The sequence below is a fragment of the Pseudomonas putida W15Oct28 genome (assembly GCF_000708715.2).
GTDB lineage: Bacteria > Pseudomonadota > Gammaproteobacteria > Pseudomonadales > Pseudomonadaceae > Aquipseudomonas > Aquipseudomonas putida_R.
On record NZ_JENB01000067.1, the window covers coordinates 1 to 23,201 of the forward strand.

Genomic DNA, 23,201 nt, shown 5'->3' on the forward strand with positions numbered 1-23,201 from the left:
GTTCGGGGTGTTGAAGCAGGACCGCGGGGCGTGTCAGTGGAGCGGACTGGCCGTGTAACGCCGGGTGCGGGTAGCAGGCGTGACGGCGGGGCTGGGTAAGCGTGACCCGAGTATAGCTATCGGGTCACGGTCCACACCAGTACCTTGCTGGCACAATTGTCCTCTGTTTCGAGGATTTCCAGGCGATAGCGGCCGATCTTCAGGCAAACGGCACTTTCCGGGATGCTTTCCAGCGCCTCGGTCACCAGCCCGTTGAGGGTTTTCGGCCCGCCGTCGCAGGGCAGGTGCCAGCCCAGGGTGCGGTTGATTTCGCGCAGCGAGGCGTTGCCGTCGATGACGAAGGTGCCATCGGGCTGCGGGTGTACGTGGGGGTTTTCCAGGCTCTGTTCGTCCTCGAACTCGCCAACGATTTCTTCGAGGATGTCTTCCAGGGTGACGATGCCCTGCACCTCGCCGTACTCGTCCACCACCACGCCCAGCCGGCGCTGTTGCTTGTGGAAGTTCAGCAGCTGCATTTGCAGGGGCGTGCTTTCTGGCACGAAATAGGGTTCGTAGCAGGCGCTGTGCAGCGCCTCCAGGGTCAGGTCGCCCTTGGGCAGCAGGTGGCTGATCAGCTTGGTGTTGAGGATTGCTTCAACCTGGTTGATGTCGTTGTGGTAGACCGGCAGGCGGGTGTGGCGGCTGATGATCAACTGCTCGATGATGCGCCCGATCGGCTCGTCGAGGTTGATGCCGTCCACTTCGTTGCGCGGTACCAGGATGTCGTTGACGGTGACCTTGTCCAGCGACTGCAGGCCGTCGAGCAGGCCGTGGCGGGGTGTTTCGTGCTCCTCGTCTTCGTCAAAGTCGTCGGCTTCCTGCGGGTGCAGGGCCACGGCCGTGGGTTGCGCGCGGAACGGGCGCAGGAGCAGCTTGGCGAGGCCGTCCAGCAGGCAGGCCAGCGGCTGCAGCAGGGCCAGGGGCACTTTCAGCAGGCTGGTACCGAGGCTGACGCAGGCCTGCGGGTTACGCCGGGCCAGGCGCCGCGGCAGGTATTCGGCAAACACAAGCAAGGTGAGGGTGGCGGCCAGCCCTGCCAACCAGAAGCCGTGCTCGCCACTATGGCGCTGGCCTACCAGGCAGGCCAGGCCAAGCACCAGCAACTTGCCCAGGCTGGCGCACAGCACCAGGGCCTGGGCCGGCAGCACGGGCTGGCCGTCATCAAAGGTGCGCAGCGTGCCATTGAGCTGCAGGCGGGCGGCATCCACCGTGGTGAATAGCGCCGACCACAGCAGCGCCAGTGCCAGGGTGCCGAGTAGCGGTGCGTACGGCAGTGTGTCCATGAGCGGCCGTCAGATATGCAGGATGAATTCGCGAACCAGCTTGCTGCCGAAATAGGCCAGCATCAGCAGGCAGAAACCAGCCAGCGTCCAGCGGATGGCCTTGTGGCCACGCCAGCCCAGGCGGGTGCGGCCCCACAGCAGTACGCTGAACACCACCCAGGCGACACAGGCCAGCAAGGTCTTGTGTACCAGGTGCTGGGCGAACAGGTTGTCGAGGAACAGCCAGCCGGAGATCAGCGACAGCGACAGCAGGCACCAGCCGGCCCAGAGGAAGCCGAACAGCAGGCTTTCCATGGTTTGCAGGGGCGGGAAGTTGCGGATCAGCCCGGACGGGTGCTTGTTCTTCAGCTGGCGGTCCTGCAGCAGCAACAGCAGCGACTGGAACACCGCGATGGTGAACAGCCCGTACGCCAGGATCGACAGCAGGATATGCGCGAGGATGCCCGGCTCTTCGTTGATCAGCGGTACGGTGCCAGGTGGCGCGAACTGCGCCAGCAGCGCGGTCACCGCACCCAGCGGGAACAGCAGCACCAGCAGGTTTTCTACCGGTATGCGCAGGCAGGCTACAAGGGTCAGGGTGATGACGGCCACGGCGATCAGGCTGGCGGCACTGAAGAAGTCCAGGCTCAGGCCCAGCGGGGTGATCAGCTGGAAGTACAGCGCACCGGCCTGGGCGAGCACCGCAATGGCACCCAGCAGGGCAAGCAGGCGCTTGTCGGACTTGCGGCCCTGGGCCAGGTGCGAGCCCTGGTAGATGGCTGCAGCTATATAGAGGCCGGCAGCGATCAGGTTGGGGATGAGGCTGGGAGAGGAGACCATAAGTCCTGGTTGACGAGCCTTAAAGAGACGGAGTTTGGCATAGATTCCGCTGATCAAGGAAGACTGGAGGCTTGTGTCAGGGCATTCGCGGGCTCGCCCGCTCCCACAGGTGCATCACAGGTCTGCAAGAGGTTGAAGATCCTGTGGGGGCGGGCGTGCCCGCGAAGAGGCCGGCACAGCCACCGAATATCTCCCAAGGTGTGCGCCGCCGCCGCACTTCGCTATAATCGCCGCCTTGCTGTGCCCGGTGGGTGTGTATTTCCCCCAGGGTGCCTGACAAACCTCGGCTTTTACTGGGCCTGAAAGGATCACCATGTTCGAAAACCTGACCGACCGCCTGTCACAGACGCTGCGCCATGTCACCGGCAAGGCCAAGCTGACCGAAGACAACATCAAGGACACGCTGCGCGAAGTGCGCATGGCCCTGCTCGAGGCCGACGTTGCCCTGCCGGTGGTCAAGGATTTCGTCAATAGCGTCAAGGAGCGTGCGGTCGGCACCGAAGTGTCGCGCAGCCTGACCCCGGGCCAGGCGTTCGTGAAGATCGTCCAGGCCGAGCTGGAAAGCCTGATGGGCGCGGCCAACGAAGACCTGGCGCTCAATGCTGCTCCGCCCGCCGTGGTACTGATGGCCGGCCTGCAGGGCGCCGGTAAGACCACCACCGCCGGCAAGCTGGCGCGCTTCCTTAAAGAGCGCAAGAAAAAGACCGTGATGGTGGTGTCCGCCGACGTCTATCGTCCGGCGGCGATCAAGCAGCTGGAAACCCTGGCCAACGACATCGGCGTCACCTTCTTCCCGTCCGACATCAGCCAGAAGCCGGTGGCCATTGCCGAAGCGGCCATCCGCGAAGCCAAGCTGAAGTTCATCGATGTGGTCATCGTCGACACCGCCGGCCGTCTGCACATCGACACCGACATGATGGACGAGATCAAGGCGCTGCACGCTGCAGTCAAGCCGGTCGAGACCCTGTTCGTGGTCGACGCCATGACCGGCCAGGACGCCGCCAACACTGCCAAGGCCTTTGGCGAGGCCCTGCCGCTGACTGGCGTGGTGCTGACCAAGGTTGACGGTGACGCCCGTGGCGGTGCTGCGCTGTCGGTGCGTGCCATCACCGGCAAGCCGATCAAGTTCATCGGTATGGGTGAGAAGACCGAGGCCCTCGAGCCGTTCCACCCCGACCGCGTCGCCTCGCGCATCCTCGGCATGGGTGACGTGCTCAGCCTGATCGAACAGGCCGAGCAGACCATCGACAAGGCCAAGGCCGACAAGCTGGCCAAGAAGCTGAAGAAGGGCAAGGGCTTCGACCTCGAAGACTTCCGCGACCAGTTGCAACAGATGAAGAACATGGGCGGCCTTGGCGGCCTGATGGACAAGCTGCCGAGCATCGGCGGGGTCAACCTGTCGCAGATGGGCAATGCCCAGGGCGCGGCCGAGAAGCAGTTCAAGCAGATGGAAGCGATCATCAACTCCATGACCCCGGCCGAGCGCCGCGACCCTGACCTGATCAGTGGTTCGCGCAAACGCCGTATCGCCCTGGGTTCCGGCACCCAGGTGCAGGACATCGGCAAGCTGATCAAGCAGCACAAGCAAATGCAGAAGATGATGAAGAAATTTTCTGCCAAAGGCGGCATGGCCAAGATGATGCGCGGCCTGGGCGGCATGATGCCCGGCGGCGGCATGCCCAAGCTGTAAACAGACTCAGGCCAGCGGCGGCAACCTCGCCGCTGACCGGAACCCGCTTCGGCGGGAACACCGCCGCCTCTATGAAGAGGCGGCTTAATAGCAGATCAGCAGGCTGGCCTTTTTATTTGAAGTAAAAAGGCATTTGCAAATGTCCGGATATTCCTTGAGAATGTGCGGCCTTTCGGGCACCCGTGTGCCCGCTGTGCATCATGATTTGCAGCACCGACTACAGGAACGATGTTCAATGCTTACCATTCGTCTTGCCCGTGGCGGCTCCAAAAAGCGCCCGTTTTACCAACTGACCGTAACCGACTCGCGTAACCCGCGTGACGGCTCCCACATCGAACAGGTTGGCTTCTTCAACCCGATCGCCCGTGGTCAGGAAGTTCGTCTGTCCGTTAAACAAGACCGCGTTGCTCACTGGCTGAGCATCGGCGCACAGCCGTCTGAGCGTGTTGCTCAGCTGCTGAAGGAAGCGGCCAAGGCTGCTGCCTGAACTGTATGAACGCGACGCCAGAAAAGGCTGACGACCTCATCGTCGTTGGCAAGATTTTTTCGGTTCACGGCGTTCGCGGCGAGGTGAAGGTGTATTCCTTTACCGATCCGATTGAAAACCTGTTGGATTACCGTACCTGGACGCTTCGGCGCGAAGGGTCGGTCAAGCAGGTCGAGCTGGTCAGTGGCCGTTCCAATAAAAAGGAGCTGGTCGCCAAGCTCAAAGGGCTCGACGATCGTGACGAAGCACGTCTTCTGAGCGGTTACGAGATTTGCATCTCGCGCAGCCTTTTGCCCAACCTGACGGACGACGAGTACTACTGGTACCAGTTGGTCGGTCTGAAAGTCATCAACCAGGACGAACAGCTGTTCGGCACGATTGATCACCTGTTGGAGACCGGCGCGAACGATGTAATGGTGGTCAAGCCTTGCGCAGGCAGCCTGGATGACCGTGAGCGCTTGTTGCCCTATACGGCGCAATGTGTGCTGGCAGTCGACCTTGAAGCCGGTGTGATGCGGGTCGAATGGGACGCGGATTTCTAACTGATGGGTAACCTTCGCGTAGAAGTCATCACGTTGTTCCCCGAGATGTTCTCGGCCATTACGGAGTACGGCATTACCAGCCGCGCGGTGAAGCAGGGCTTGTTGCAAGTCACTTGCTGGAATCCGCGGGACTACACCAGTGATCGCCACCACACGGTGGATGATCGGCCTTTTGGCGGTGGTCCGGGGATGGTGATGAAGATCAAGCCTCTGGAAGATGCGCTGGCCAGTGCCAGGCAAGCGACCGGAGCAACGGCAAAGGTAATCTACCTTTCGCCGCAAGGCCGCAAGCTGGATCAGCAAGCGGTCAAAGGCTTGGCCGAACAGGAATCTTTGATCCTGATCGCCGGCCGTTATGAAGGCATTGACGAGCGTTTTATTGATGCTCATGTCGATGAAGAGTGGTCGATTGGTGACTATGTGCTTTCCGGTGGTGAGCTACCGGCCATGGTACTGATCGATGCGGTTACGCGGCTGCTGCCCGGAGCTTTAGGGCATGTAGGCTCGGCGGAGGAAGATTCCTTCACCGATGGCTTGCTGGATTGCCCGCACTACACCCGACCTGAGGTGTATGCGGATCAGCGTGTTCCCGACGTGTTGCTAAGTGGCAACCATGCACATATCCGGCGATGGCGGATGAAGCAGTCCCTTGGTAGGACCTTCGAACGACGCGCCGATCTTCTGGAAAGTCGCTCACTTTCTGGAGAAGAGAAAAAGCTGCTCGAGGAATACCTCCGCGAGCGGAACGATAGTTAACGTATCGATGGTGGATCACGTTTGTCCACCTTAGGAGCACAGCATGACTAACAAAATCATCCAGCAGCTCGAAGCAGAGCAGATGAGCAAGGAAATCCCGACCTTCGCACCAGGCGACACCGTTGTCGTTCAGGTTAAAGTGAAGGAAGGTGAGCGTTCCCGTCTGCAGGCGTTCGAAGGCGTTGTTATCGCCAAGCGTAACCGTGGTCTGAACAGCGCCTTCACCGTGCGCAAGATCTCGAGCGGCGTTGGTGTTGAGCGTACCTTCCAGACCTACAGCCCGCAAATCGACAGCCTGGCCGTGAAACGTCGTGGTGACGTGCGTAAAGCCAAGCTGTACTACCTGCGCGACCTGTCCGGCAAAGCCGCTCGCATCAAGGAAAAACTGTCCTGAGGACAGTTTGCCCGGTGGCCAAGGCCGCCTAGCGAGAAAAAAGCAGCCTTCGGGCTGCTTTTTTGCGTTTTGAACCCCCGAAGATGTGATTGCCATGACTACCCGAGACCAGGAAATCCAGCGCCGCACCGAGTTGTCGGTGACCCGCGTGACCAAGGCGGTGTTCCCCAACACCACCAACCACCACAACACCCTGTTCGGCGGCACCGCCCTGGCCTGGATGGACGAAGTGTCGTTCATTGCCGCCACGCGCTTCTGCCGCCTGCCGCTGGTGACCGTGTCCACCGACCGCATCGACTTCAAGCACCCGATCCCGGCGGGCTCGATCGTCGAGTTGGTGGGCTCGGTGATCAAGGTCGGCAATACCAGCCTGCAGGTACAGGTGGACGTGTTTGTCGAGAACATGTACCTGGACGGCCGCGAGCGGGCGATTCACGGTGTCTTCAGCTTCGTCGCCATTGATGAAGACAAGCGCCCGGTGCCGGTGCTGCCAGGCGCCTGAACATCACGCTTGCGGCGCTGGTTCGATCAGTGCCACCAGGGTCCACCCCTGTTGCGGCTGCAACGGGTTGTCGGGGCTGGCTACATGCACCCAGCCATGCCCATCGCGAGCGAACAGCAGGTGGGCACGCTCGCCATGCAGGGCCTGGTAGGCGTCCCAGTCAAAGCCTTCGGTCAGGTTGGTGCTGTACAGCTCGGCGCCCTGATGCAAGCGGTTGGCCAGTTGCAGATACGTCATCGAGCTGGCCCCCAGCACGTGCCCGCGGTGCTCCTCGGCCGCCCGATGTTTGTCGCTGCGTTGTTTTTCCAGGCCGCTGGCCAGCACGAACAGCCTGCCGTGGCCGAAATCATGGCGGAACCTGGCGCAGGCCAGGGCATTGATTTCGCCGGCGGGCGACAGGCCAAGCAAGTGCCCGAGCCCGACCAGGTCCAGGTGGGCGTCGGCATGCTGCGAAGCGGGGTTGCCAAAATAAGTCGGTAGCCCGTCCATGCGCGCGGCGCGAATGTTTTCCCAGCTGGAGTCCGTCAGTAAAACCCGGCAGCCCAATTGTTGCAGGGCTTTGGCGATGGCCCGGGCCGGCCCGTTGGCACCGACGATGAGAAACCCGCTGGGTGCCGGTTCGGCGACCTTCAGCAGGCGCGCCAGCGGCCTGGCCGTGGCGCTCTGCAGTACCACCGTACCGATGATCACGGCAAAGGTCAGCGGTACCAGCAGCAAGGCGTCCTGGTGGCCGGCCTGGTGCAGGCGGATGGCGAAAATCGCCGAAACGGCCGCGGCAACGATACCGCGTGGCGCGATCCAGGCCAGCAGCGCGCGCTCCCGCCAGCTCAGCGTCGAGCCCAGTGTGGCCAGCCATACGTTGAGCGGGCGTGCCAGCAACTGGATTACCAGCAGCAGTGCCAGAACTGCCGGGCCGAGCCCCAGCAGGGCATGCAGGTCAAGACGCGCAGCCAGCAGGATGAACAGGCCGGAAATCAGCAGCACGCTGAGGTTTTCCTTGAAGTGCAGGATTTGCCGCACATCGACCCCGCGCATGTTGGCCAGCCACATCCCCATCACGGTCACCGCCAGTAACCCGGACTCGTGCATGATCTGGTTGGCGGCGATGAAAATACCCAGCACAGCCGCCAGTGAGGCCAGGTTGTGCAGATACTCCGGTAGCCACTGCTCGCGCATGATCTGGCCCAGCAGCCACCCTCCGGCTGCACCCAGGGCAGTGCCGCAAAAAATCACCCCGGCAAAGGTGGTCAGGCTCTGGCTCAGGCCATTGCCGTCGGCGCTGGCGATGATGAAGCTGTACACCACCACGGCGAGTAGCGCGCCGATCGGGTCGATCATGATCCCTTCCCAGCGCAGGATGTTGGCGATGGTCGACTTTGGCCGCACCACGCGCAGCATGGGCACGATCACCGTGGGGCCGGTCACCAGGGTCAAGGTGCCGAACAGGATCGACAGCGGCCAGTCGAACCCGAGCAACCAGTGGGTCGCCAGGGCGATCACCAACCAGGTGACCAATGCGCCCACGGTGACCAGGCGATGCACCACGCTGCCGATCTCGCGCCACTGCGACAGGTGCAGGGTCAGGCTGCCTTCGAACAGGATCAGCGCCACGGCCAGCGACACCAGCGGCATCAGCAGCGGGCCGAACAGCGCCTCGGGGTCGAGCCAGCCCAGTGCCGGGCCCGCGATGATCCCGGCCAGCAGCAGAAACAGGATCGCCGGTAGTTTCAGGCGCCAGGCCAGCCATTGGCAGGCAAGCGCAGCGGCACCGATACCACCGACGCTGAGAAGAATCTGCTGTTCGTTCATACGGGCTCCCTATGCCTGCAGTGTTATGAAAGACTAAGCGCCAATTTGCCGTTTGCCACTGAGTCTTCATGCCCGCCCTCGACCACCCCCTGATCGACCAGTTTCTCGATGCCCTGTGGCTTGAAAAAGGCCTGTCCGACAATACCCGCGTGTCCTACCGCAGCGATCTGGCACTGTTCAACGGCTGGCTGCAGGAACATTCGGTTTCGCTGCCCGACGCTGGCCGTGACCTGATCCTCGACCACCTGGCCTGGCGCCTCGATCAGGGCTACAAGCCACGTTCCACGGCGCGTTTCCTGTCCGGCCTGCGCGGTTTCTTCCGTTACCTGCTGCGGGAAAAACGGGTGGCGGTAGACCCGACCCTGCAGGTCGACATGCCGCAACTGGGCAAGCCGCTGCCCAAGTCGTTGTCCGAAGCCGACGTTGAAGCCTTGCTGCAGGCCCCGGACCTGGGCGAAGCCATCGGCCAGCGCGACCGCGCCATGCTCGAAGTGCTCTATGCCTGCGGCCTGCGCGTCACCGAGCTGGTCAGCCTGACCCTCGATCAGGTCAACCTGCGCCAGGGTGTGCTGCGGGTGATGGGCAAGGGCAGCAAGGAACGCCTGGTGCCCATGGGCGAAGAGGCGGTGGTGTGGCTGGAGCGCTACCAGCGCGATGGCCGCGCCGAGTTGCTCAATGGCCGCCCCAGCGATGTGCTGTTTCCCAGCCAGCGCGGCGAACAGATGACCCGCCAGACCTTCTGGCACCGCATCAAGCACCATGCCCGGGTGGCAGGTATCGACAAATCGCTGTCGCCGCACACGCTGCGCCACGCGTTCGCCACCCACCTGCTCAACCATGGCGCCGACCTGCGGGTGGTGCAGATGCTGCTTGGCCACAGTGACCTGTCGACCACCCAGATCTACACCCACGTTGCCAAGGCCCGCCTGCAGCAGTTGCACGCGCAGCACCACCCGCGTGGATGAATGTTTTTCATGTTCCGCCGACTGGTCCTTGCAAGGCCCTTCACCGGTGGTGTGATGTGGTAGGCTTGGGCGGTTTGCACCAAGGGCCGCACGGCCACCGCGTCTTTTCCGCAGGTGGCGCCCTCCGGTCCCTGTCCGCCTTCAGGAGTTCCCATGCGCGTGACCCAGTTTTTCGCCGCCGCCGCGTTGGCGCTGGCCAGTACCTTTGCCGTCGCCGCGGCAACCGATAGCAATGCCGTAGCCGAGCAGGCCATCCGCAAATCGCTGCAGAACCTCGCGCTGGAAGTGCCCGTCGAAAGCGTGGCCAGCAGCCCGCTGAACGGCTTGTATGAAGTGAAGCTGCAGGGCGGCCGCGTGCTGTACGCCAGCGCCGACGGCCAGTTTGTGATGCAGGGCTACCTGTTCCAGATCCAGGACGGCAAGCCGGTCAACCTCACCGAAAAAACCGAGCGTATGGGCGTCGCCAAGCTCATCAACGGCATTCCAGCGGCCGAGATGGTGGTTTATCCTGCCAAGGGCGAGACCAAGTCGCACATCACCGTGTTCACCGACACCACCTGCCCGTATTGCCACAAGCTGCACGCCGAAGTGCCCGAGCTGAACCGTCGCGGTATCGAAGTGCGCTATGTCGCCTTCCCGCGCCAGGGGCTGGGCTCGCCGGGTGACCAGCAGCTGCAGGCTGTGTGGTGCTCCAGCGATCGCCGTGGGGCGATGGACAAGATGGTCGAAGGTGAAGAGATCAAGGCCGCCAAGTGCGCCAACCCGGTCGGCAAGCAGTTCCAGCTGGGCCAGTCGATCGGCGTCAACGGCACGCCGGCCATCGTCCTTGAAAGCGGCCAGGTGATTCCGGGCTACCAGCCGGCACCGCAGGTCGCCAAGCTGGCACTTGCCAAGTAATCCAATTCAGTACGCCGTCGTCATGGGGTGACGGCATGTTTCACGGTCGGCGAAGGTGTCGGCCGTTCAATGGGGAGTTCACAGTGAAACCGGTCAAAGTAGGCATCTGTGGGTTGGGGACCGTCGGTGGCGGAACCTTCAATGTACTTCAGCGCAACGCCGAGGAGATTGCCCGCCGTGCCGGGCGCGGTATTGAAGTGGCACAGATCGCCATGCGCTCGCAGAACCCGAACTGCCAGATTACCGGTACCCCCATTACCGCTGACGTGTTCGAAGTTGCGAGCAACCCGGAGATCGATATTGTCATCGAGCTGATCGGTGGCTACACCATCGCCCGCGACCTGGTGCTCAAGGCCATCGAAAACGGCAAGCACGTGGTCACCGCCAACAAGGCGCTGATTGCCGTGCACGGTAACGAAATCTTTGCCAAGGCCCGCGAGAAGGGCGTGATCGTCGCCTTCGAAGCGGCCGTGGCGGGCGGCATCCCGGTGATCAAGGCCATCCGCGAAGGCCTGTCGGCCAACCGCATCAACTGGCTGGCCGGCATCATCAACGGCACCGGCAACTTCATCCTCACCGAAATGCGTGAGAAGGGCCGTGCCTTCCCGGACGTGCTGGCCGAAGCCCAGGCGCTGGGTTACGCCGAAGCCGACCCGACCTTCGACGTCGAGGGCATCGACGCCGCGCACAAGCTGACCATCCTGGCGTCGATCGCATTCGGCATTCCGCTGCAGTTCGACAAGGCCTACACCGAAGGCATCACCCAGCTGACCACCGCTGACGTGAACTATGCCGAGGCCCTGGGCTACCGCATCAAGCACCTGGGCGTGGCGCGTCGCACCGCCGAAGGCATCGAGCTGCGCGTGCACCCGACGCTGATCCCGGCCGACCGCCTGATCGCCAACGTCAACGGTGTGATGAACGCCGTGATGGTCAACGGTGACGCCGCCGGTTCCACCCTGTACTACGGTGCGGGCGCCGGCATGGAGCCTACCGCTTCGTCGGTGGTCGGCGACGTGGTCGACGTGGTCCGTGCCATGACCTCCGACCCGGAAAACCGCGTACCGCACCTGGCCTTCCAGCCAGACTCGCTGTCGGCCCACCCGATTCTGCCGATCGAAGCCTGCGAAAGCGCCTACTACCTGCGCATCCAGGCCAAGGATCACCCGGGCGTACTGGCCCAGGTGGCCAGCATCCTGTCGGAGCGTGGCATCAACATCGAGTCGATCATGCAGAAGGAAGCCGAGGAGCAGGATGGCCTGGTGCCGATGATCCTCCTGACCCATGGCGTGGTCGAACAGAGCATCAACGACGCCATCGTCGCCCTGGAAGCCCTGCAGGACGTGATCGGCAAGGTCGTGCGCATCCGCGTGGAACAGCTCAACTAACAAAATTAGTGCCGTCGGGCCGCCAGCGCGGCCCCGGCCCCAGCATCGAAGGTTTGCACCCATGCGCTATATCAGTACCCGCGGCCAGGCACCGGCCCTGAATTTCGAAGACGTGCTGCTGGCTGGCCTGGCCAGTGACGGCGGCCTGTACGTGCCCGAAAACCTGCCACGCTTCACCCAGGAAGAAATTGCCTCCTGGGCTGGCCTGCCATACCACGAGCTGGCCTTCCGTGTGATGCGCCCGTTCGTTGAAGGCAGCATCGCCGATGCCGACTTCAAGAAGATCCTCGAAGAAACCTACGGCGAGTTCGCCCACGCTGCGGTCGCCCCGCTGCGTCAACTGAACAGCAACGAGTGGGTGCTGGAGCTGTTCCACGGCCCGACCCTGGCGTTCAAGGACTTCGCCCTGCAGTTGCTCGGCCGCCTGCTCGACCACGTACTGGCCAAGCGCAACGAGCGCGTGGTGATCATCGGTGCCACCAGCGGTGACACCGGTTCTGCCGCCATCGAAGGCTGCCGCCGTTGCGACAACGTCGACATCTTCATCTTGCACCCGCACCAGCGCGTGTCGGAAGTGCAGCGCCGCCAGATGACCACCATCTTCGGCGACAACATCCACAACATCGCCATCGAAGGCAACTTCGACGACTGCCAGGAAATGGTCAAGGCCAGCTTCGCCGACCAGTCGTTCCTCAAGGGCACCCGCCTGGTGGCAGTCAACTCGATCAACTGGGCGCGCATCATGGCCCAGATCGTCTACTACTTCCACGCAGCCCTGCAGCTGGGCGGCCCGGCGCGGTCGGTGGCGTTCTCGGTACCCACCGGCAACTTCGGCGACATCTTCGCCGGCTACCTGGCGCGCAACATGGGCCTGCCGATCAGCCAGCTGGTCGTCGCCACCAACCGCAACGACATCCTGCACCGCTTCATGAGCGGCAACCAGTACGTCAAGGATACCCTGCACGCGACCCTGTCGCCGTCGATGGACATCATGGTCTCGTCCAACTTCGAGCGCCTGCTGTTCGACCTGCACGGCCGCAACGGCGCCGCCATTGCCGAGCTGATGGCCAACTTCAAGCAAGGTGGCGGTTTCAGCGTCGAGCAAGGCCGCTGGACCGAAGCGCGCAAGCTGTTCGATTCGCTGGCCGTCAGCGACGAGCAGACCTGCGAGACCATTGCCGAAGTCTTCGCCGCCACCGGTGAAGTGCTCGACCCGCACACCGCGATCGGCGTCAAGGCTGCCCGCGAGTGCCGCCGTAGCCTGGATACGCCGATGGTGGTGCTGGGTACCGCGCACCCGGTCAAGTTCCCGGAAGCGGTGGAAAAGGCGGGTGTAGGCAAGGCGCTGGAACTGCCGCCGCACCTCACCGACCTGTTCAGCCGTGAAGAGCGTTGCACGGTGCTGGCCAATGACCTGAAAGCTGTTCAGGGCTTCGTCAGCCAGCACGGTAACCGCGGCAAGCCTCTTTAAGTAATGCTGTAGTTGGGGCTGCTTTGCAGCCCATCGCGACACAAGGCCGCTCCTACAGGAGAATGCGTTTCTCTGTAGGAGCGGCCTTGCGTCGCGATGGGCCGCAGAGCGGCCCCAAAATTTCAGCATTTTCCCTTAGATGCTTCAGAAATATCCTATTCGGCCCGCCGAGCCGCAAGCCTAGATTAGCCGGTCCTCCCACCAGGAGCGGCATATGCACCAGCCCTATGTGTTGATCTACCAGGCTCGCCCATCCCACCAGATCCTCCTGCACCAGGCCCTCAATGGCCAGGGCATCTTCAACGTGCGCATCAGCGCAAACGCCACTGACCTCGACGCCTGCCTGGGCGCTGAGCGTCGCCCCGACTTGCTGATCCTCGACCACGCCATGCCCACGCGGGCCGGCCTTGCCTTGCTCGCCCAGCAGCACCGGGTGCGCGCGTTGCTATTTGTCGGCCAGGCCACCCCCAGGCACCAGAACCTTGCCCAGGAGGCAAGAAAACGGGGCCTTTGGGTACTCGCCGAACTCCCTTGGCCGCTTTCCACCACACGCCTGCAGCGTGCCCTGCAAGCGCTGCAGGTGCGCCCGTGGCGGCGTATTCAAACTGTCACGTCTGCCCCGCATGCTCAATGAAACAGCCGCGGCATGCCGAACTTTGCGCTGCGCCTGTTGGTCAGTTCCTTTATATCCCACCACGCAGCGAGTGAACCGGATGGAAAGAATCTGCAAACTGCTCAACGAAGCCCTGACGCCCTATCAGGCCCAGCTTGGCATAGCCGATGCCAGCGGTAATCGACAGTTGACCGTTCACGACCGCGTTGCCGGCATTACCCTGCGACGCATGGTCAGCGAGCGTCAGTTGCGGGAGCAACGCCTGTTGATCGATTTGGTAGATGGCCTGCACCGTGACTTGCAGATCGCCGATGGGCGGTTGCAGCCCTGTGTGATTGCGGCGCTGCAGCAGCGTCAGCAACCCAGGGGAACCTTTGCCTGAGTGGTGTATCAGACAGTGTAAGGGTAGCCAGCCAGTGCTTTGCTCCGGTGCTGGCAAGGCTGCCTCGGGAAGTCCCCAAGGACTTTCGCTTGGCCCCGGGCGTCTTCCCCAGCGTCCGGGGTTTCTTTTTTCTGGGCCTGTACAAATCCCTGTAGGAGCAGCCTTGTGCTGCGAAAGGGCCAGTGCAGCTAGAGAATGGCGTTTGTCATGCGGGCCTCTTCGCAGCACAAGGCTGCTCCTACAGCGACCGTGTATGTCGGTTGGCTTATTGGCCTTCGAAGAAGCGCTTGCTGTCTTCCAGATAGTCTTCCTGCAACGTCGGGTCCAGCCAGCGCGCATACATCGGCGGCAACACATCCCGGCGCAGCGCCGGCAACAGTTGATCGATATGCGCTATCGCTTCCCGCCCCAACGGGCTGTCCGAACAACCCACATGCAGGAACTGGTAGTGGTTCACCCCCTGCACGGGATGGAACTGGTAATCCACCAGTGAGCCCCCTTGCTGCTGAATCAGGTAACGCACTTCCGGCCAGTAGCCGAGCACCATGCGCAGGCGCCCCAGCTGCTGCATCTGCAGCAGGTTGGCGGTGGCATCGTTGCCGTAGTGGCGGCTGAGCACGCTGTCGGGCAACTGGCGCAGGATGGCGTCGATCTGGGTGCCGTAGCTGCGTTCGGCGACAATCCCCAGCTTCAATGAGTCGTTGCTCAGCAGGCCATGCAGGTCTACCTGCTGGCCGTCGAGGTACGGCGCCACCAGCGCCTGGTTTTCCTTGCGCAGCACCAGGCCGCCGCTGAGCACGCCCAGCGATGGCATGGAAAAACGCACATACTCGGCACGTTCCGGGGTCCATAACAGGGTAGGGTCGCAGGTGAAGCTGTTGCGATCTTGCAGCATCTGAATGCCGCGGGCGCGGTTGACCCGCACGATGCTGTGGTCGTATTCGGGCATCTGCCCGATCAGCAGCGGCAACAACTGGTCGACCACCCCTTGGCCTTTTTCCGGGCCTTCAAAAATGGTGAACGGCGGCAGGTCACGCACCAGCCAGAAGATGCGTTCCTTGGCACTGACAGGCTGCAGGAACAATGCGGGCAGTAGCCCGCACAGCAGGATCAGGTGGCGTAACCAGCGGGCAGCGCGCATGGGCGAGGGCGGCGCCAGGCGTCAGACCGCGCCGGCTTCGCGCAGGCTGGCAATGGCCGCTGCGTCGTAGCCCAGGCGGGTGAGCAATGCCTCGGTGTGTTCGCCCAGCGCCGGGCCGACCCATTCGGTGGAGCCAGGTGTTTCCGACAGCTTCGGCACGATGCCCGGCATGCGGAACGGCTTGCCGTCCGGCAGCTTGGCCTGCAGGAACATTTCCCGGGCCAGGTACTGCGGGTCATTGAACATGTCCTCGGCCGAGTAGATACGGCTGGCCGGTACCTCGGCCGTGGTCAGTACCTGCATCAGTTGCTCCAGGGGCAGGCTGTTGGCCCAGCGGTCGATCACCCCGTACAGCTCGTCACGGCGCAGGTCGCGGCCATCGTTGCTGGCCAGGGTCGGGTCGTCTGCCAGGTCGGCACGGCCGATGGCCTGCATGAAGCGCTTGAAGATCGCATCGCCGTTGGCGCCGATCTGCACGTGCTTGCCGTCGGCGCTGGTGTGGATGGAGGAGGGCGTGATACCCGGCATGATGTTGCCGGTGCGCTCGCGGATAAAGCCGAACACATCGAACTCCGGGACCATGCTTTCCATCATGGCGAAGATCGCCTCGTACAGCGCCACGTCCACCACCTGCCCCTGGCCGCCATTGACCTCGCGGTGGCGCAGCGCCATCAACGCGCCGATCACTCCCCACAGGGCGGCAATCGAGTCACCGATGGAAATGCCCGTGCGCACCGGCGGGCGGTCGTCGAAGCCGGTGATGTAGCGCAAGCCGCCCATCGACTCGCCCACCGCGCCGAAGCCCGGTTGGTCTTTCATTGGCCCGGTCTGGCCAAAGCCCGAGAGGCGCACCATCACCAGGCGCGGGTTCAGCGCATGCAGCACATCCCAGCCCAGGCCGAGTTTTTCCAGCACGCCCGGGCGGAAGTTCTCGATCAGAATGTCGGCGTCGGCCAACAGGCGCTTCAGAATCTCGAGGCCTTCGGGGTGCTTGAGGTTGAGGGTGAGCGATTGCTTGTTGCGCGCCTGCACGAACCACCACAGCGAAGTGCCCTCGTACAGCTTGCGCCACTTGCGCAACGGGTCGCCGCCATCGGGGGATTCGACCTTGATCACCTCGGCGCCGAATTCGGCACAGATGCGCGAGGCGAACGGCCCGGCAATCAAGGTGCCAAGTTCGACAACTTTGAGGCCGGCGAGGGGTTTGCTGGGCGTCGACATGGGGCATCCGTGGCAGCTGGGCAGAGCCGTGGTTTTATCACACGTCGGTTTCGCCGGGTACTGCTGCGGCGCATGGAAGGTGCGGATGGGTTAGACTGTGCCACTTTTCTTTTGCACGAAGCCCGTCGACCATGGCCCAGCCGTCCACCACCTACAAGTTCGAATTGAATCTGACTGACCTTGATCGCAATGTCTATGAAAGCGTGAAGCAGACCATTGCTCGCCACCCTTCGGAAACCGAAGAGCGTATGGCGGTTCGTCTGTTGGCGTATGCGCTCTGGTACAACGAGAACTTGTCGTTTGGCCGCGGTCTGTCGGATGTCGATGAGCCGGCATTGTGGGAAAAGAGCCTGGACGATCGTGTACTGCACTGGATCGAAGTGGGCCAGCCGGACGCCGACCGCCTGACCTGGTGCTCGCGCCGTACCGAACGCACCAGCCTGCTGGCCTATGGCAGCCTGCGTGTGTGGGAAGGCAAGGTGGTGGGTGCCGTGAAGAACCTGAAAAATCTGAACATCGCTGCGGTGCCTCAGGAGGTGCTGGAGACGCTGGCTACCGACATGCCGCGCAGCATCAAGTGGGACGTGATGATCAGTGAAGGCACGGTGTTCGTGACGGATGACCGTGGCCAGCACGAAGTGCAACTGCAGTGGCTGCTCGGTGAGCGTGGCTGAAGCGACCCATGCGCATCGAACCTCGCCCCCTGCCGCCGACCCTGCCATTTCTGGGTAACTTGCCACCCTTGCTGACCCGTTTGTACGCCGCGCGCGGCGTGCAGTCCGAGGCCGAACTGGACAAAAGCCTGGCGCGCCTGCTGCCCTACCAGCAGCTCAAGGGCATCGAGGCCGGTGTCGACCTGCTGGTCGAGGCGCTGGACCAGCGCCAGCGCATCCTTATTGTTGGCGACTTCGATGCCGATGGCGCCACCGCCAGCACGGTCGGGGTGCTGGGCCTGCGCCTGATGGGGGCAGCCCACGTCGATTACCTGGTGCCCAACCGCTTCGAATACGGCTATGGCCTGACCCCGGAAATCGTCGAGGTGGCGCTGCAGCGTCAGCCGCAACTGCTGATCACCGTGGACAACGGCATTTCCAGCGTCGAGGGTGTGGCGGCAGCCAAGGCCGCCGGGCTCAAGGTACTGGTCACCGACCACCACCTGCCGGGCCAGCAATTGCCCGATGCCGACGCCATCATCAACCCCAACCAGCCGGGCTGTACGTTCCCGAGCAAGTCGCTGGCCGGGGTAGGGGTGATCTTCTACGTGCTGATGGCCCTGCGCGCACGCCTGCGCACCCTGGGGCGCTACGAGACGCAGCCGCAGCCGAACATCGGCGAACTGCTCGACCTGGTCGCGCTAGGCAGCGTCGCCGACGTGGTGCCGCTGGATGCCAACAACCGCATCCTGGTGCACCAGGGCCTCGAGCGCATCCGCGCCGGTCGCGCCCGGCCAGGCCTGAAGGCGATTCTCGAAGTGGCCCGCCGCGATCACCGGCGCATCACCTCGACTGACCTGGGTTTCATCCTCGGCCCACGGCTGAACGCCGCCGGTCGCCTGGACGACATGAGCCTGGGCATTGAGTGCCTGCTGTGCGAAGACGCGGCATTGGCCCAGGACATGGCCCAGCAGCTGGACGACTTGAACCAGGACCGCAAGTCCATCGAGCAGGGCATGCAGCGCGAGGCCCTGGCCCAGCTCAAGGACCTGCCGGTCGAGTCCATGCCCTATGGCCTTTGCCTGTTCGATGCCGACTGGCACCAGGGTGTGATCGGTATTCTGGCTTCGCGCCTTAAAGAGCGTTACCACCGGCCAACCATCGCGTTCGCTGATGCCGGCGAGGGCATGCTCAAAGGTTCGGCGCGCTCGGTACCAGGCTTCCATATCCGCGATGCACTGGATGCCGTGGCGGCGCGCCACCCGCAGCTGATCAGCAAGTTCGGCGGCCACGCTATGGCTGCGGGCTTGTCGTTGCCTGAGGGTAATTTCCCGGCCTTTGCCGAGGCGTTCGACGAAGAAGTGCGGCGACAGCTGCGCGAGGAAGACCTGACAGGCCGGCTTTTGTCCGATGGCAGCCTGGCCGTGGAGGAATTCCACCTCGACCTGGCCAAGGCCTTGCGCCATGCCGGGCCTTGGGGCCAGCACTTCCCGGAGCCGCTGTTCCACGGCGTGTTCCAGCTGGTGGAGCAGCGCGTGGTGGGCGAGCGGCACCTGAAGGTAGTGCTCAAGAGCGAGTGTGGTTCGGTGCGACTGGATGGCATAGCCTTTGGCGTCGACCGCGAAGTGTGGCCGAACCCGACCGTGCGCTGGGTCGAGTTGGCGTACAAGCTGGATGTGAACGAGTTTCGTGGCAATGAAAGTGTGCAGTTGATGATTGCCCACATGGAGCCGCGCTGAGCCCAACGCGAAACCTGTGGGAGCGGGCATGCCCGCTCCCACATGGCCGGTGTCAGGTGCAACTGCTATTGACTGATCTCAGATTGTTTTTTTCGCTGCCGGTTTTGCCAGTGCATTACCCCTGCTGCGACAAACGAGGCCAAGCCAAGCAGTGAGAAGAACACAATGCCGTCCAGAAGTGCGCGATTGTATATTTCGATCACATACTGTTCCAGTGCTGTCTCGTACAGGACTTCGTTGCCGGTTGATAATCGCCTGACGATTGGTCCGGATAAAGCATCTTCGATCTCGGCGAAGAATGGTGTTTTTTTATTGATGTTGGCAGCGTCATAACGCGCCTTGTGTGCGTATATTCGGCGCTTGGTAACTTGTCCGCTTGGCTCCTTGTATGCGATTCGAAAAGTGTAAATTGACTTGTCGTAATCCCAGGCTTCAGGTTCGTCTGCAAGCGTTGCTCTAACGCTTACCCATGGAGCAGTCACAGGCGCTGGCTTTTCCCGCCACACGGCAAGGGGGGCGAGTGCTAAACAAGAAAAAATTGAGCCTGCAAGCAATAAGCAGGAGACTCGTTTGCCCGGCTCCAATGCGTGCATCATCTGGATCCACGACTGCCAAGTCAGCATCGGATAGCGCTCCTCGTCTGGAATATATTCAGCGATACTTATCTTGCTGTGGTGCAGAGCAGCAGGCGTATTTGTCCTGGCCTCCGCCCACTACTGTGGTAATCGAGAGGGCTGGCCCGGGCGGTGGTTGTCCGTTAATGCTTTCAATTCCTAATGTTATCGTAGCTCCCCCTTCATGGCCGGAAGGTGTGGGTGGTGCAACAGGTGGGTTGATTCCGCCAGGTTGTATTATCGGCTGGGTGCTAGTGAATGACTCTAACGTTCTAGTATCTAGTTTTATTTCCAAGGTGTCGGGGTGCCAGGTGATGACTTGTATTAGCCCTCCGAAATGGTGGTTAATGGATTGTGGGTCAGTAACAACCAGGTTTGGTGCTATTACTGGTATCGTGCTCTCTTTTGATATGTCGTGCTTGATGAGTGAGTCGATTACTGGGTTGATTGTGTTTTGGATGTTTTTTGCAAGGCCTGAATTGTAAGTCCCAAATAAGCTCGCTCCCAAGGATACGACAGTAAAAGTGCCTGCGATCCAAGGCGCGCCCGCCAGTATTGCGAAACCCGCGACGACGCCTGCTACATTACCTACAAGGGTTACGTAGTCGTCGATCTTTAGAATATCGTCGGACTGGTACTCGGCAACGATCTTCAGAAAAGTTACCGTGCCCGCCAAAGTGTTGGTGACGATACTTATAAACGGCACCGCCCCTGCAGTCATTTGCGTAACCGACAACACAGAAGCAATCGCGCTACTCGTTTGTGCTCCCTGTACTACAAGTGCAAAGCCCTGCTTGTCAGTGTTGAACTGATCTTGAATCGCGGCGGCCGCGCCTGCCTGGAACCCAGGCTTCCCGATCCTGTCTACCATGGCGACGAATATCTCGACTCTTTTAGTCATGGTTTTGAATCCTTGTTCACAGTCTTAAATGCAATGGTCGTGCGCAGGCGGTCGCAATCTATGGTTGGCGATTTGGCACGGTGCGGCATTTCGCCATTAAAGATGGCAATACGCCCTGGCTTTGGCAGTGCTGCGGCAATGACGTCAGTCTTGGCATCATTGCAGAAAAGAAGCTCACCTCCCCATGTCGTAGCCCAGTAGTCGTTACAGAAAAGGACTGCTGTATGCCCTGGCTCACTGGGTAGGTTGTCCCGGTGGATCGGACTGTCTTGCCCGGAGGTTTGGCCGTTTGCATAGACGCCAACCAATCTGGCATTTTTGCATGTGCAGGGCGGATAAACGTTGCCAAATGCTGGCTAGAAATCCCCAACTTGGGTTTTTGCTCAGCTCTTCTTCACAGCATCCCAATGATTCTCGCTTGCTTCCAGCGATGAAAAAGTGCCAGCAGGGGCGGGCGAATGGTGTGGAGTTTACTGGCCAGTCATATCGCCAATGAGCGTTTGAGAACGCATTGTTAAGCAGGGCTTGCTCTTCGGGTGTGATGATGTTGTCTATGATGCCTACATCGCTAGATGTAAATTGTCGTTTCATTAGCTATCTCTCTATCGTGCTCATCTTCATTGCCTTGCAGGCGGTAGTTTCGGGTGCAAGGAAACGTTAAATAATTGCAGCTGACTAATCGATAGGGTGAGAGAGTTGCTGGTTGAGAAGATTTTCGGAAGCGGATGTGGCTCTTCAGGCAATTGTGCGTGCGAAATTTCCAGTATGCCCCGGCATGCCGGGGCAAACAGGTATATACGGAGGTGGCAAACCTTCCATGTTTGGAGGGATCGCTGATCCTTAACAGAAAATTATTAGCGTAGTCGTCAATGCGCCATGCCTAATTCAGCATCATCCATGAGCGCTTTGGCCATTGCGCTCAGATAGTGCGCAGCCCAGATCATCATGGGCTTTTCATCCATCAGGCCGACGATGGTGAGTTCCCTTACGTAGCCCATCAGTTCCGAAGCCTGTTCTCGGGCGTCTCGGCACGGAATGCCTGCTTCGATACGAAACAGTGGATGGGTCTGGTTTTCACTTTGAAAGAAAGTGGTCTTGCCGACGGTGAATTGGGTGTCATCTGTAGTCACTTTTTGCAATTCCTTGAAGGTCAGAGGAGTTGCCACCGCCGTTTCCACACGAAGGGCGGCAACTGTATGCGGGGTGGAAAACCGGTCTTCAAGGAACCCGGTAGGCTATAAGGCCTCCCGCACACAGCTGCCATTACGGCAGGCACTTGAAGATTGACCGGGTTTCCACGCCCGCATCGCTCGATTCCAGCGACCCGGAAAGCCTAAGGGGAGGTGTTACCAGGAACAATCAGACGCCTGTCGACAGGACTTGTAGGTTATTTCCTCAGCCTAGGTTTCACCAGATCTGAGTCGTAGGGAACATCTGAAATTCCTATCAGACATGGGCCCGCTAAAATCTGCCTTTGACCGACCGCCAGCCACCCCAAAATCCCATGGAACCTCCCCCCCACCCATTCTGGTCTAGTCTGAAGTTATGACCGGACCTGGGCCAGGGACGTGCAATTGAGTGTCCGGGCCGGATCACCATTGGAGTCCTTGGGAGGTGCCCTCATGAGCCTGCTGCTCGAGCCTTACACCCTGCGTCAGTTGACCCTGCCCAACCGCATCGCGGTTTCGCCGATGTGCCAGTATTCCGCCATCGATGGCCTGGCCAACGACTGGCACCTTGTCCATTTAGGCAGCCGCGCTGTGGGGGGCGCCGGCCTGGTGATCACTGAAGCTGTGGCGGTGACCGCCGATGGCCGCATTACCGCCGAAGACCTTGGCCTGTGGGATGACGCCCAGATCGCGCCGCTGCAACGCATCACCCGCTTCATCACTGCCCAGGGGGCCGTGCCGGGCATCCAGCTGGCACACGCCGGGCGCAAGGCCAGCACCTACCGACCCTGGCTGGGCAAACAGGGCAGTGTGAAATTCGAAGACGGAGGCTGGCAGCCCGTAGGCCCGTCGAAGATCGCGTTCGACCCGCAACACACACCGCCACACGAGCTGACCCCGGACGAGATCCAGGATGTGATCACAGCCTTCGTCGCCTCGACCGAGCGCGCCTTGAAGGCCGGTTTCAAGGTGGTGGAAATCCATGCTGCCCATGGCTACCTGTTGCACCAGTTTCTGTCACCGTTAAGCAACCAGCGCCGCGACGAGTACGGCAGTTGCTTTGAAAACCGCATCCGCCTGACCCTGCAGGTGGTCGAGGCCGTGCGCAAGGTATGGCCGAACGAATTGCCACTGTTGGTGCGGGTATCGGCAACCGATTGGGTGGAGGACGGCTGGAACCCGGATGAAACCGTCGAACTGGCCCGTCGCCTGCGAGGGTTGGGTGTGGACCTGATCGATGTATCCTCTGGGGGCACCTCGGTAAACGCCGAGATCCCCACCGGCCCCGGCTACCAGACCCGCTTCGCCGAGCGCGTGCGCAAGGAATCGGAAATCGCCACCGGCACCGTGGGCATGATCACCGAACCGGCCCAGGCCGAGCACATCCTGCGCACCGGTCAGGCCGACGTCATCTTCCTCGCCCGCGAACTGCTTCGCGACCCATACTGGCCACTGCACGCCGACGACGACCTGGGCGGCAACAAGGCGACCTGGCCTGCGCAGTACCAGCGCGCGACCAGCCGCGCCAACCCGATTCACGAGTCCGACCTGCGCGACTGACCCAAGCCATGCGCGGCCCCTGTAGGAGCGGCCTTGCCGGGGCGCCGGACCGGTCGGAATGGGCCGCAAGGCGGCCCCAGCAATATCAGCGGCGGAGCTAAGAATCTGGGGCCGCTTTTGCGGCCCATTCCGACCGGTCCGGCGCCCCGGCAAGGCCGCTCCTACA

The 23,201-nt window shown here is 61.7% G+C and carries 25 protein-coding genes; 15 read left to right on the forward strand and 10 right to left on the reverse strand.

The window, feature by feature from the left end; translation table 11 throughout:
- Positions 1-116: 116 nt before the first annotated feature.
- Together AK81_RS26205 and AK81_RS26210 are read right to left on the reverse strand one after the other, a co-directional pair.
- Complete coding sequence (locus tag AK81_RS26205; protein ID WP_043204002.1) at positions 117-1,322, reverse strand: transporter associated domain-containing protein; 1,206 nt, start codon at positions 1,320-1,322, stop codon at positions 117-119.
- A 9-nt stretch (positions 1,323-1,331) separates the two neighbouring features.
- A complete protein-coding gene (locus AK81_RS26210; protein WP_043204005.1) occupies positions 1,332-2,141 on the reverse strand; it encodes a cytochrome C assembly family protein in 810 nt (269 codons plus the stop codon).
- A gap of 313 nt (positions 2,142-2,454) precedes the next feature.
- Between AK81_RS26210 and ffh the strand changes: the two genes are divergently transcribed.
- The 6 genes from ffh (at position 2,455) to AK81_RS26240 (ending at position 6,512) form a co-directional block, all read left to right on the forward strand.
- Positions 2,455-3,831 carry a signal recognition particle protein gene (gene ffh, locus AK81_RS26215; RefSeq protein ID WP_043204008.1) on the forward strand — a complete coding sequence of 459 codons (1,377 nt, stop codon included), beginning with the start codon at positions 2,455-2,457 and terminating at the stop codon, positions 3,829-3,831.
- A 235-nt stretch (positions 3,832-4,066) separates the two neighbouring features.
- Entirely contained in the window at positions 4,067-4,318 is a 252-nt protein-coding gene (rpsP, locus tag AK81_RS26220; protein WP_016501232.1) for a 30S ribosomal protein S16, read from the forward strand.
- A 5-nt stretch (positions 4,319-4,323) separates the two neighbouring features.
- Entirely contained in the window at positions 4,324-4,860 is a 537-nt protein-coding gene (rimM, locus tag AK81_RS26225; protein ID WP_043204012.1) for a ribosome maturation factor RimM, read from the forward strand.
- A 3-nt stretch (positions 4,861-4,863) separates the two neighbouring features.
- Positions 4,864-5,616 (forward strand): tRNA (guanosine(37)-N1)-methyltransferase TrmD, encoded by a 753-nt coding sequence (gene trmD, locus AK81_RS26230; protein ID WP_043204015.1) that lies wholly within the window; start codon positions 4,864-4,866, stop codon positions 5,614-5,616.
- 43 nt (positions 5,617-5,659) lie between these two features.
- Positions 5,660-6,010 (forward strand): 50S ribosomal protein L19, encoded by a 351-nt coding sequence (gene rplS, locus AK81_RS26235; protein ID WP_003252148.1) that lies wholly within the window; start codon positions 5,660-5,662, stop codon positions 6,008-6,010.
- Positions 6,011-6,104: 94 nt separating this feature from the next.
- On the forward strand, positions 6,105-6,512 hold the full coding sequence (locus tag AK81_RS26240; RefSeq protein WP_016501229.1) for an acyl-CoA thioesterase: 408 nt from the start codon (positions 6,105-6,107) through the stop codon (positions 6,510-6,512).
- A 3-nt stretch (positions 6,513-6,515) separates the two neighbouring features.
- Here AK81_RS26240 and AK81_RS26245 read toward each other — a convergent pair whose 3' ends face one another.
- Positions 6,516-8,321 carry a cation:proton antiporter gene (locus tag AK81_RS26245; protein ID WP_043204017.1) on the reverse strand — a complete coding sequence of 602 codons (1,806 nt, stop codon included), beginning with the start codon at positions 8,319-8,321 and terminating at the stop codon, positions 6,516-6,518.
- 68 nt (positions 8,322-8,389) lie between these two features.
- Between AK81_RS26245 and xerD the strand changes: the two genes are divergently transcribed.
- From xerD to AK81_RS28800, 6 genes are all read left to right on the forward strand, one after another.
- Positions 8,390-9,286, forward strand: coding sequence for a site-specific tyrosine recombinase XerD (gene xerD, locus AK81_RS26250; RefSeq protein ID WP_043204018.1), 897 nt, complete (start codon positions 8,390-8,392; stop codon positions 9,284-9,286).
- Positions 9,287-9,439: 153 nt separating this feature from the next.
- The gene (locus AK81_RS26255; RefSeq protein WP_043204020.1) at positions 9,440-10,183 is read left to right on the forward strand and encodes a thioredoxin fold domain-containing protein; all 744 of its coding nucleotides are present in this window, start codon (positions 9,440-9,442) and stop codon (positions 10,181-10,183) included.
- 83 nt (positions 10,184-10,266) lie between these two features.
- Complete coding sequence (locus AK81_RS26260; protein ID WP_043204021.1) at positions 10,267-11,571, forward strand: homoserine dehydrogenase; 1,305 nt, start codon at positions 10,267-10,269, stop codon at positions 11,569-11,571.
- A gap of 61 nt (positions 11,572-11,632) precedes the next feature.
- A complete protein-coding gene (thrC, locus tag AK81_RS26265) occupies positions 11,633-13,042 on the forward strand; it encodes a threonine synthase (RefSeq protein WP_043204023.1) in 1,410 nt (469 codons plus the stop codon).
- 214 nt (positions 13,043-13,256) lie between these two features.
- Complete coding sequence (locus AK81_RS26270) at positions 13,257-13,676, forward strand: response regulator (protein ID WP_043204026.1); 420 nt, start codon at positions 13,257-13,259, stop codon at positions 13,674-13,676.
- 79 nt (positions 13,677-13,755) lie between these two features.
- Complete coding sequence (locus AK81_RS28800) at positions 13,756-14,037, forward strand: DUF3509 domain-containing protein (RefSeq protein ID WP_081042159.1); 282 nt, start codon at positions 13,756-13,758, stop codon at positions 14,035-14,037.
- A 265-nt stretch (positions 14,038-14,302) separates the two neighbouring features.
- On the opposite strand, the gene AK81_RS26280 is transcribed toward AK81_RS28800, so the two are convergent.
- Both AK81_RS26280 and AK81_RS26285 read right to left on the reverse strand, forming a co-directional pair.
- Positions 14,303-15,178, reverse strand: a complete 876-nt coding sequence (locus AK81_RS26280; protein ID WP_043204030.1) for a TIGR02285 family protein — start codon at positions 15,176-15,178, stop codon at positions 14,303-14,305.
- Between the two features lie 21 nt (positions 15,179-15,199).
- Positions 15,200-16,399: a CaiB/BaiF CoA transferase family protein gene (locus tag AK81_RS26285; RefSeq protein ID WP_043204035.1), complete on the reverse strand. Its 1,200-nt coding sequence runs from the start codon at positions 16,397-16,399 to the stop codon at positions 15,200-15,202.
- A gap of 131 nt (positions 16,400-16,530) precedes the next feature.
- On the opposite strand from AK81_RS26285, the gene AK81_RS26290 reads away from it, so the two are divergent.
- Together AK81_RS26290 and recJ are read left to right on the forward strand one after the other, a co-directional pair.
- Positions 16,531-17,073 (forward strand): YaeQ family protein, encoded by a 543-nt coding sequence (locus AK81_RS26290; RefSeq protein WP_016485154.1) that lies wholly within the window; start codon positions 16,531-16,533, stop codon positions 17,071-17,073.
- Between the two features lie 8 nt (positions 17,074-17,081).
- Positions 17,082-18,791, forward strand: coding sequence for a single-stranded-DNA-specific exonuclease RecJ (recJ, locus tag AK81_RS26295; protein ID WP_043204036.1), 1,710 nt, complete (start codon positions 17,082-17,084; stop codon positions 18,789-18,791).
- A gap of 65 nt (positions 18,792-18,856) precedes the next feature.
- On the opposite strand, the gene AK81_RS26300 is transcribed toward recJ, so the two are convergent.
- The 5 genes from AK81_RS26300 to AK81_RS26310 form a co-directional block, all read right to left on the reverse strand.
- On the reverse strand, positions 18,857-19,414 hold the full coding sequence (locus AK81_RS26300; RefSeq protein WP_043204037.1) for a hypothetical protein: 558 nt from the start codon (positions 19,412-19,414) through the stop codon (positions 18,857-18,859).
- A gap of 28 nt (positions 19,415-19,442) precedes the next feature.
- Complete coding sequence (locus AK81_RS26305; RefSeq protein WP_043204038.1) at positions 19,443-20,306, reverse strand: hypothetical protein; 864 nt, start codon at positions 20,304-20,306, stop codon at positions 19,443-19,445.
- Complete coding sequence (locus AK81_RS30550) at positions 20,303-20,614, reverse strand: 2OG-Fe(II) oxygenase (protein ID WP_241496119.1); 312 nt, start codon at positions 20,612-20,614, stop codon at positions 20,303-20,305. The genes AK81_RS26305 and AK81_RS30550 overlap by 4 nt, the downstream gene beginning before the upstream one ends.
- Positions 20,541-20,897: a hypothetical protein gene (locus tag AK81_RS30555; RefSeq protein ID WP_241496120.1), complete on the reverse strand. Its 357-nt coding sequence runs from the start codon at positions 20,895-20,897 to the stop codon at positions 20,541-20,543. The genes AK81_RS30550 and AK81_RS30555 overlap by 74 nt, the downstream gene beginning before the upstream one ends.
- A gap of 275 nt (positions 20,898-21,172) precedes the next feature.
- The gene (locus AK81_RS26310; RefSeq protein ID WP_043204040.1) at positions 21,173-21,436 is read right to left on the reverse strand and encodes a DUF3077 domain-containing protein; all 264 of its coding nucleotides are present in this window, start codon (positions 21,434-21,436) and stop codon (positions 21,173-21,175) included.
- Between the two features lie 492 nt (positions 21,437-21,928).
- On the opposite strand from AK81_RS26310, the gene AK81_RS26315 reads away from it, so the two are divergent.
- Positions 21,929-23,035 carry an NADH:flavin oxidoreductase/NADH oxidase gene (locus tag AK81_RS26315; protein ID WP_043204042.1) on the forward strand — a complete coding sequence of 369 codons (1,107 nt, stop codon included), beginning with the start codon at positions 21,929-21,931 and terminating at the stop codon, positions 23,033-23,035.
- Positions 23,036-23,201 lie beyond the last annotated feature (166 nt).

Bases quoted from the DNA above. Each gene is read 5' to 3' on its own strand.
- AK81_RS26205 (WP_043204002.1), bottom strand. From the start codon at position 1,322: ATGGACACACTGCCGTACGCACCGCTACTCGGCACCCTGGCACTGGCG.
- AK81_RS26210 (WP_043204005.1), bottom strand. From the start codon at position 2,141: ATGGTCTCCTCTCCCAGCCTCATCCCCAACCTGATCGCTGCCGGCCTC.
- ffh (WP_043204008.1), top strand. From the start codon at position 2,455: ATGTTCGAAAACCTGACCGACCGCCTGTCACAGACGCTGCGCCATGTC.
- rpsP (WP_016501232.1), top strand. From the start codon at position 4,067: ATGCTTACCATTCGTCTTGCCCGTGGCGGCTCCAAAAAGCGCCCGTTT.
- rimM (WP_043204012.1), top strand. From the start codon at position 4,324: ATGAACGCGACGCCAGAAAAGGCTGACGACCTCATCGTCGTTGGCAAG.
- trmD (WP_043204015.1), top strand. From the start codon at position 4,864: ATGGGTAACCTTCGCGTAGAAGTCATCACGTTGTTCCCCGAGATGTTC.
- rplS (WP_003252148.1), top strand. From the start codon at position 5,660: ATGACTAACAAAATCATCCAGCAGCTCGAAGCAGAGCAGATGAGCAAG.
- AK81_RS26240 (WP_016501229.1), top strand. From the start codon at position 6,105: ATGACTACCCGAGACCAGGAAATCCAGCGCCGCACCGAGTTGTCGGTG.
- AK81_RS26245 (WP_043204017.1), bottom strand. From the start codon at position 8,321: ATGAACGAACAGCAGATTCTTCTCAGCGTCGGTGGTATCGGTGCCGCT.
- xerD (WP_043204018.1), top strand. From the start codon at position 8,390: ATGCCCGCCCTCGACCACCCCCTGATCGACCAGTTTCTCGATGCCCTG.
- AK81_RS26255 (WP_043204020.1), top strand. From the start codon at position 9,440: ATGCGCGTGACCCAGTTTTTCGCCGCCGCCGCGTTGGCGCTGGCCAGT.
- thrC (WP_043204023.1), top strand. From the start codon at position 11,633: ATGCGCTATATCAGTACCCGCGGCCAGGCACCGGCCCTGAATTTCGAA.
- AK81_RS26270 (WP_043204026.1), top strand. From the start codon at position 13,257: ATGCACCAGCCCTATGTGTTGATCTACCAGGCTCGCCCATCCCACCAG.
- AK81_RS28800 (WP_081042159.1), top strand. From the start codon at position 13,756: ATGGAAAGAATCTGCAAACTGCTCAACGAAGCCCTGACGCCCTATCAG.
- AK81_RS26280 (WP_043204030.1), bottom strand. From the start codon at position 15,178: ATGCGCGCTGCCCGCTGGTTACGCCACCTGATCCTGCTGTGCGGGCTA.
- AK81_RS26285 (WP_043204035.1), bottom strand. From the start codon at position 16,399: ATGTCGACGCCCAGCAAACCCCTCGCCGGCCTCAAAGTTGTCGAACTT.
- AK81_RS26290 (WP_016485154.1), top strand. From the start codon at position 16,531: ATGGCCCAGCCGTCCACCACCTACAAGTTCGAATTGAATCTGACTGAC.
- recJ (WP_043204036.1), top strand. From the start codon at position 17,082: ATGCGCATCGAACCTCGCCCCCTGCCGCCGACCCTGCCATTTCTGGGT.
- AK81_RS26300 (WP_043204037.1), bottom strand. From the start codon at position 19,414: ATGCTGACTTGGCAGTCGTGGATCCAGATGATGCACGCATTGGAGCCG.
- AK81_RS26305 (WP_043204038.1), bottom strand. From the start codon at position 20,306: ATGACTAAAAGAGTCGAGATATTCGTCGCCATGGTAGACAGGATCGGG.
- AK81_RS30555 (WP_241496120.1), bottom strand. From the start codon at position 20,897: ATGAAACGACAATTTACATCTAGCGATGTAGGCATCATAGACAACATC.
- AK81_RS26315 (WP_043204042.1), top strand. From the start codon at position 21,929: ATGAGCCTGCTGCTCGAGCCTTACACCCTGCGTCAGTTGACCCTGCCC.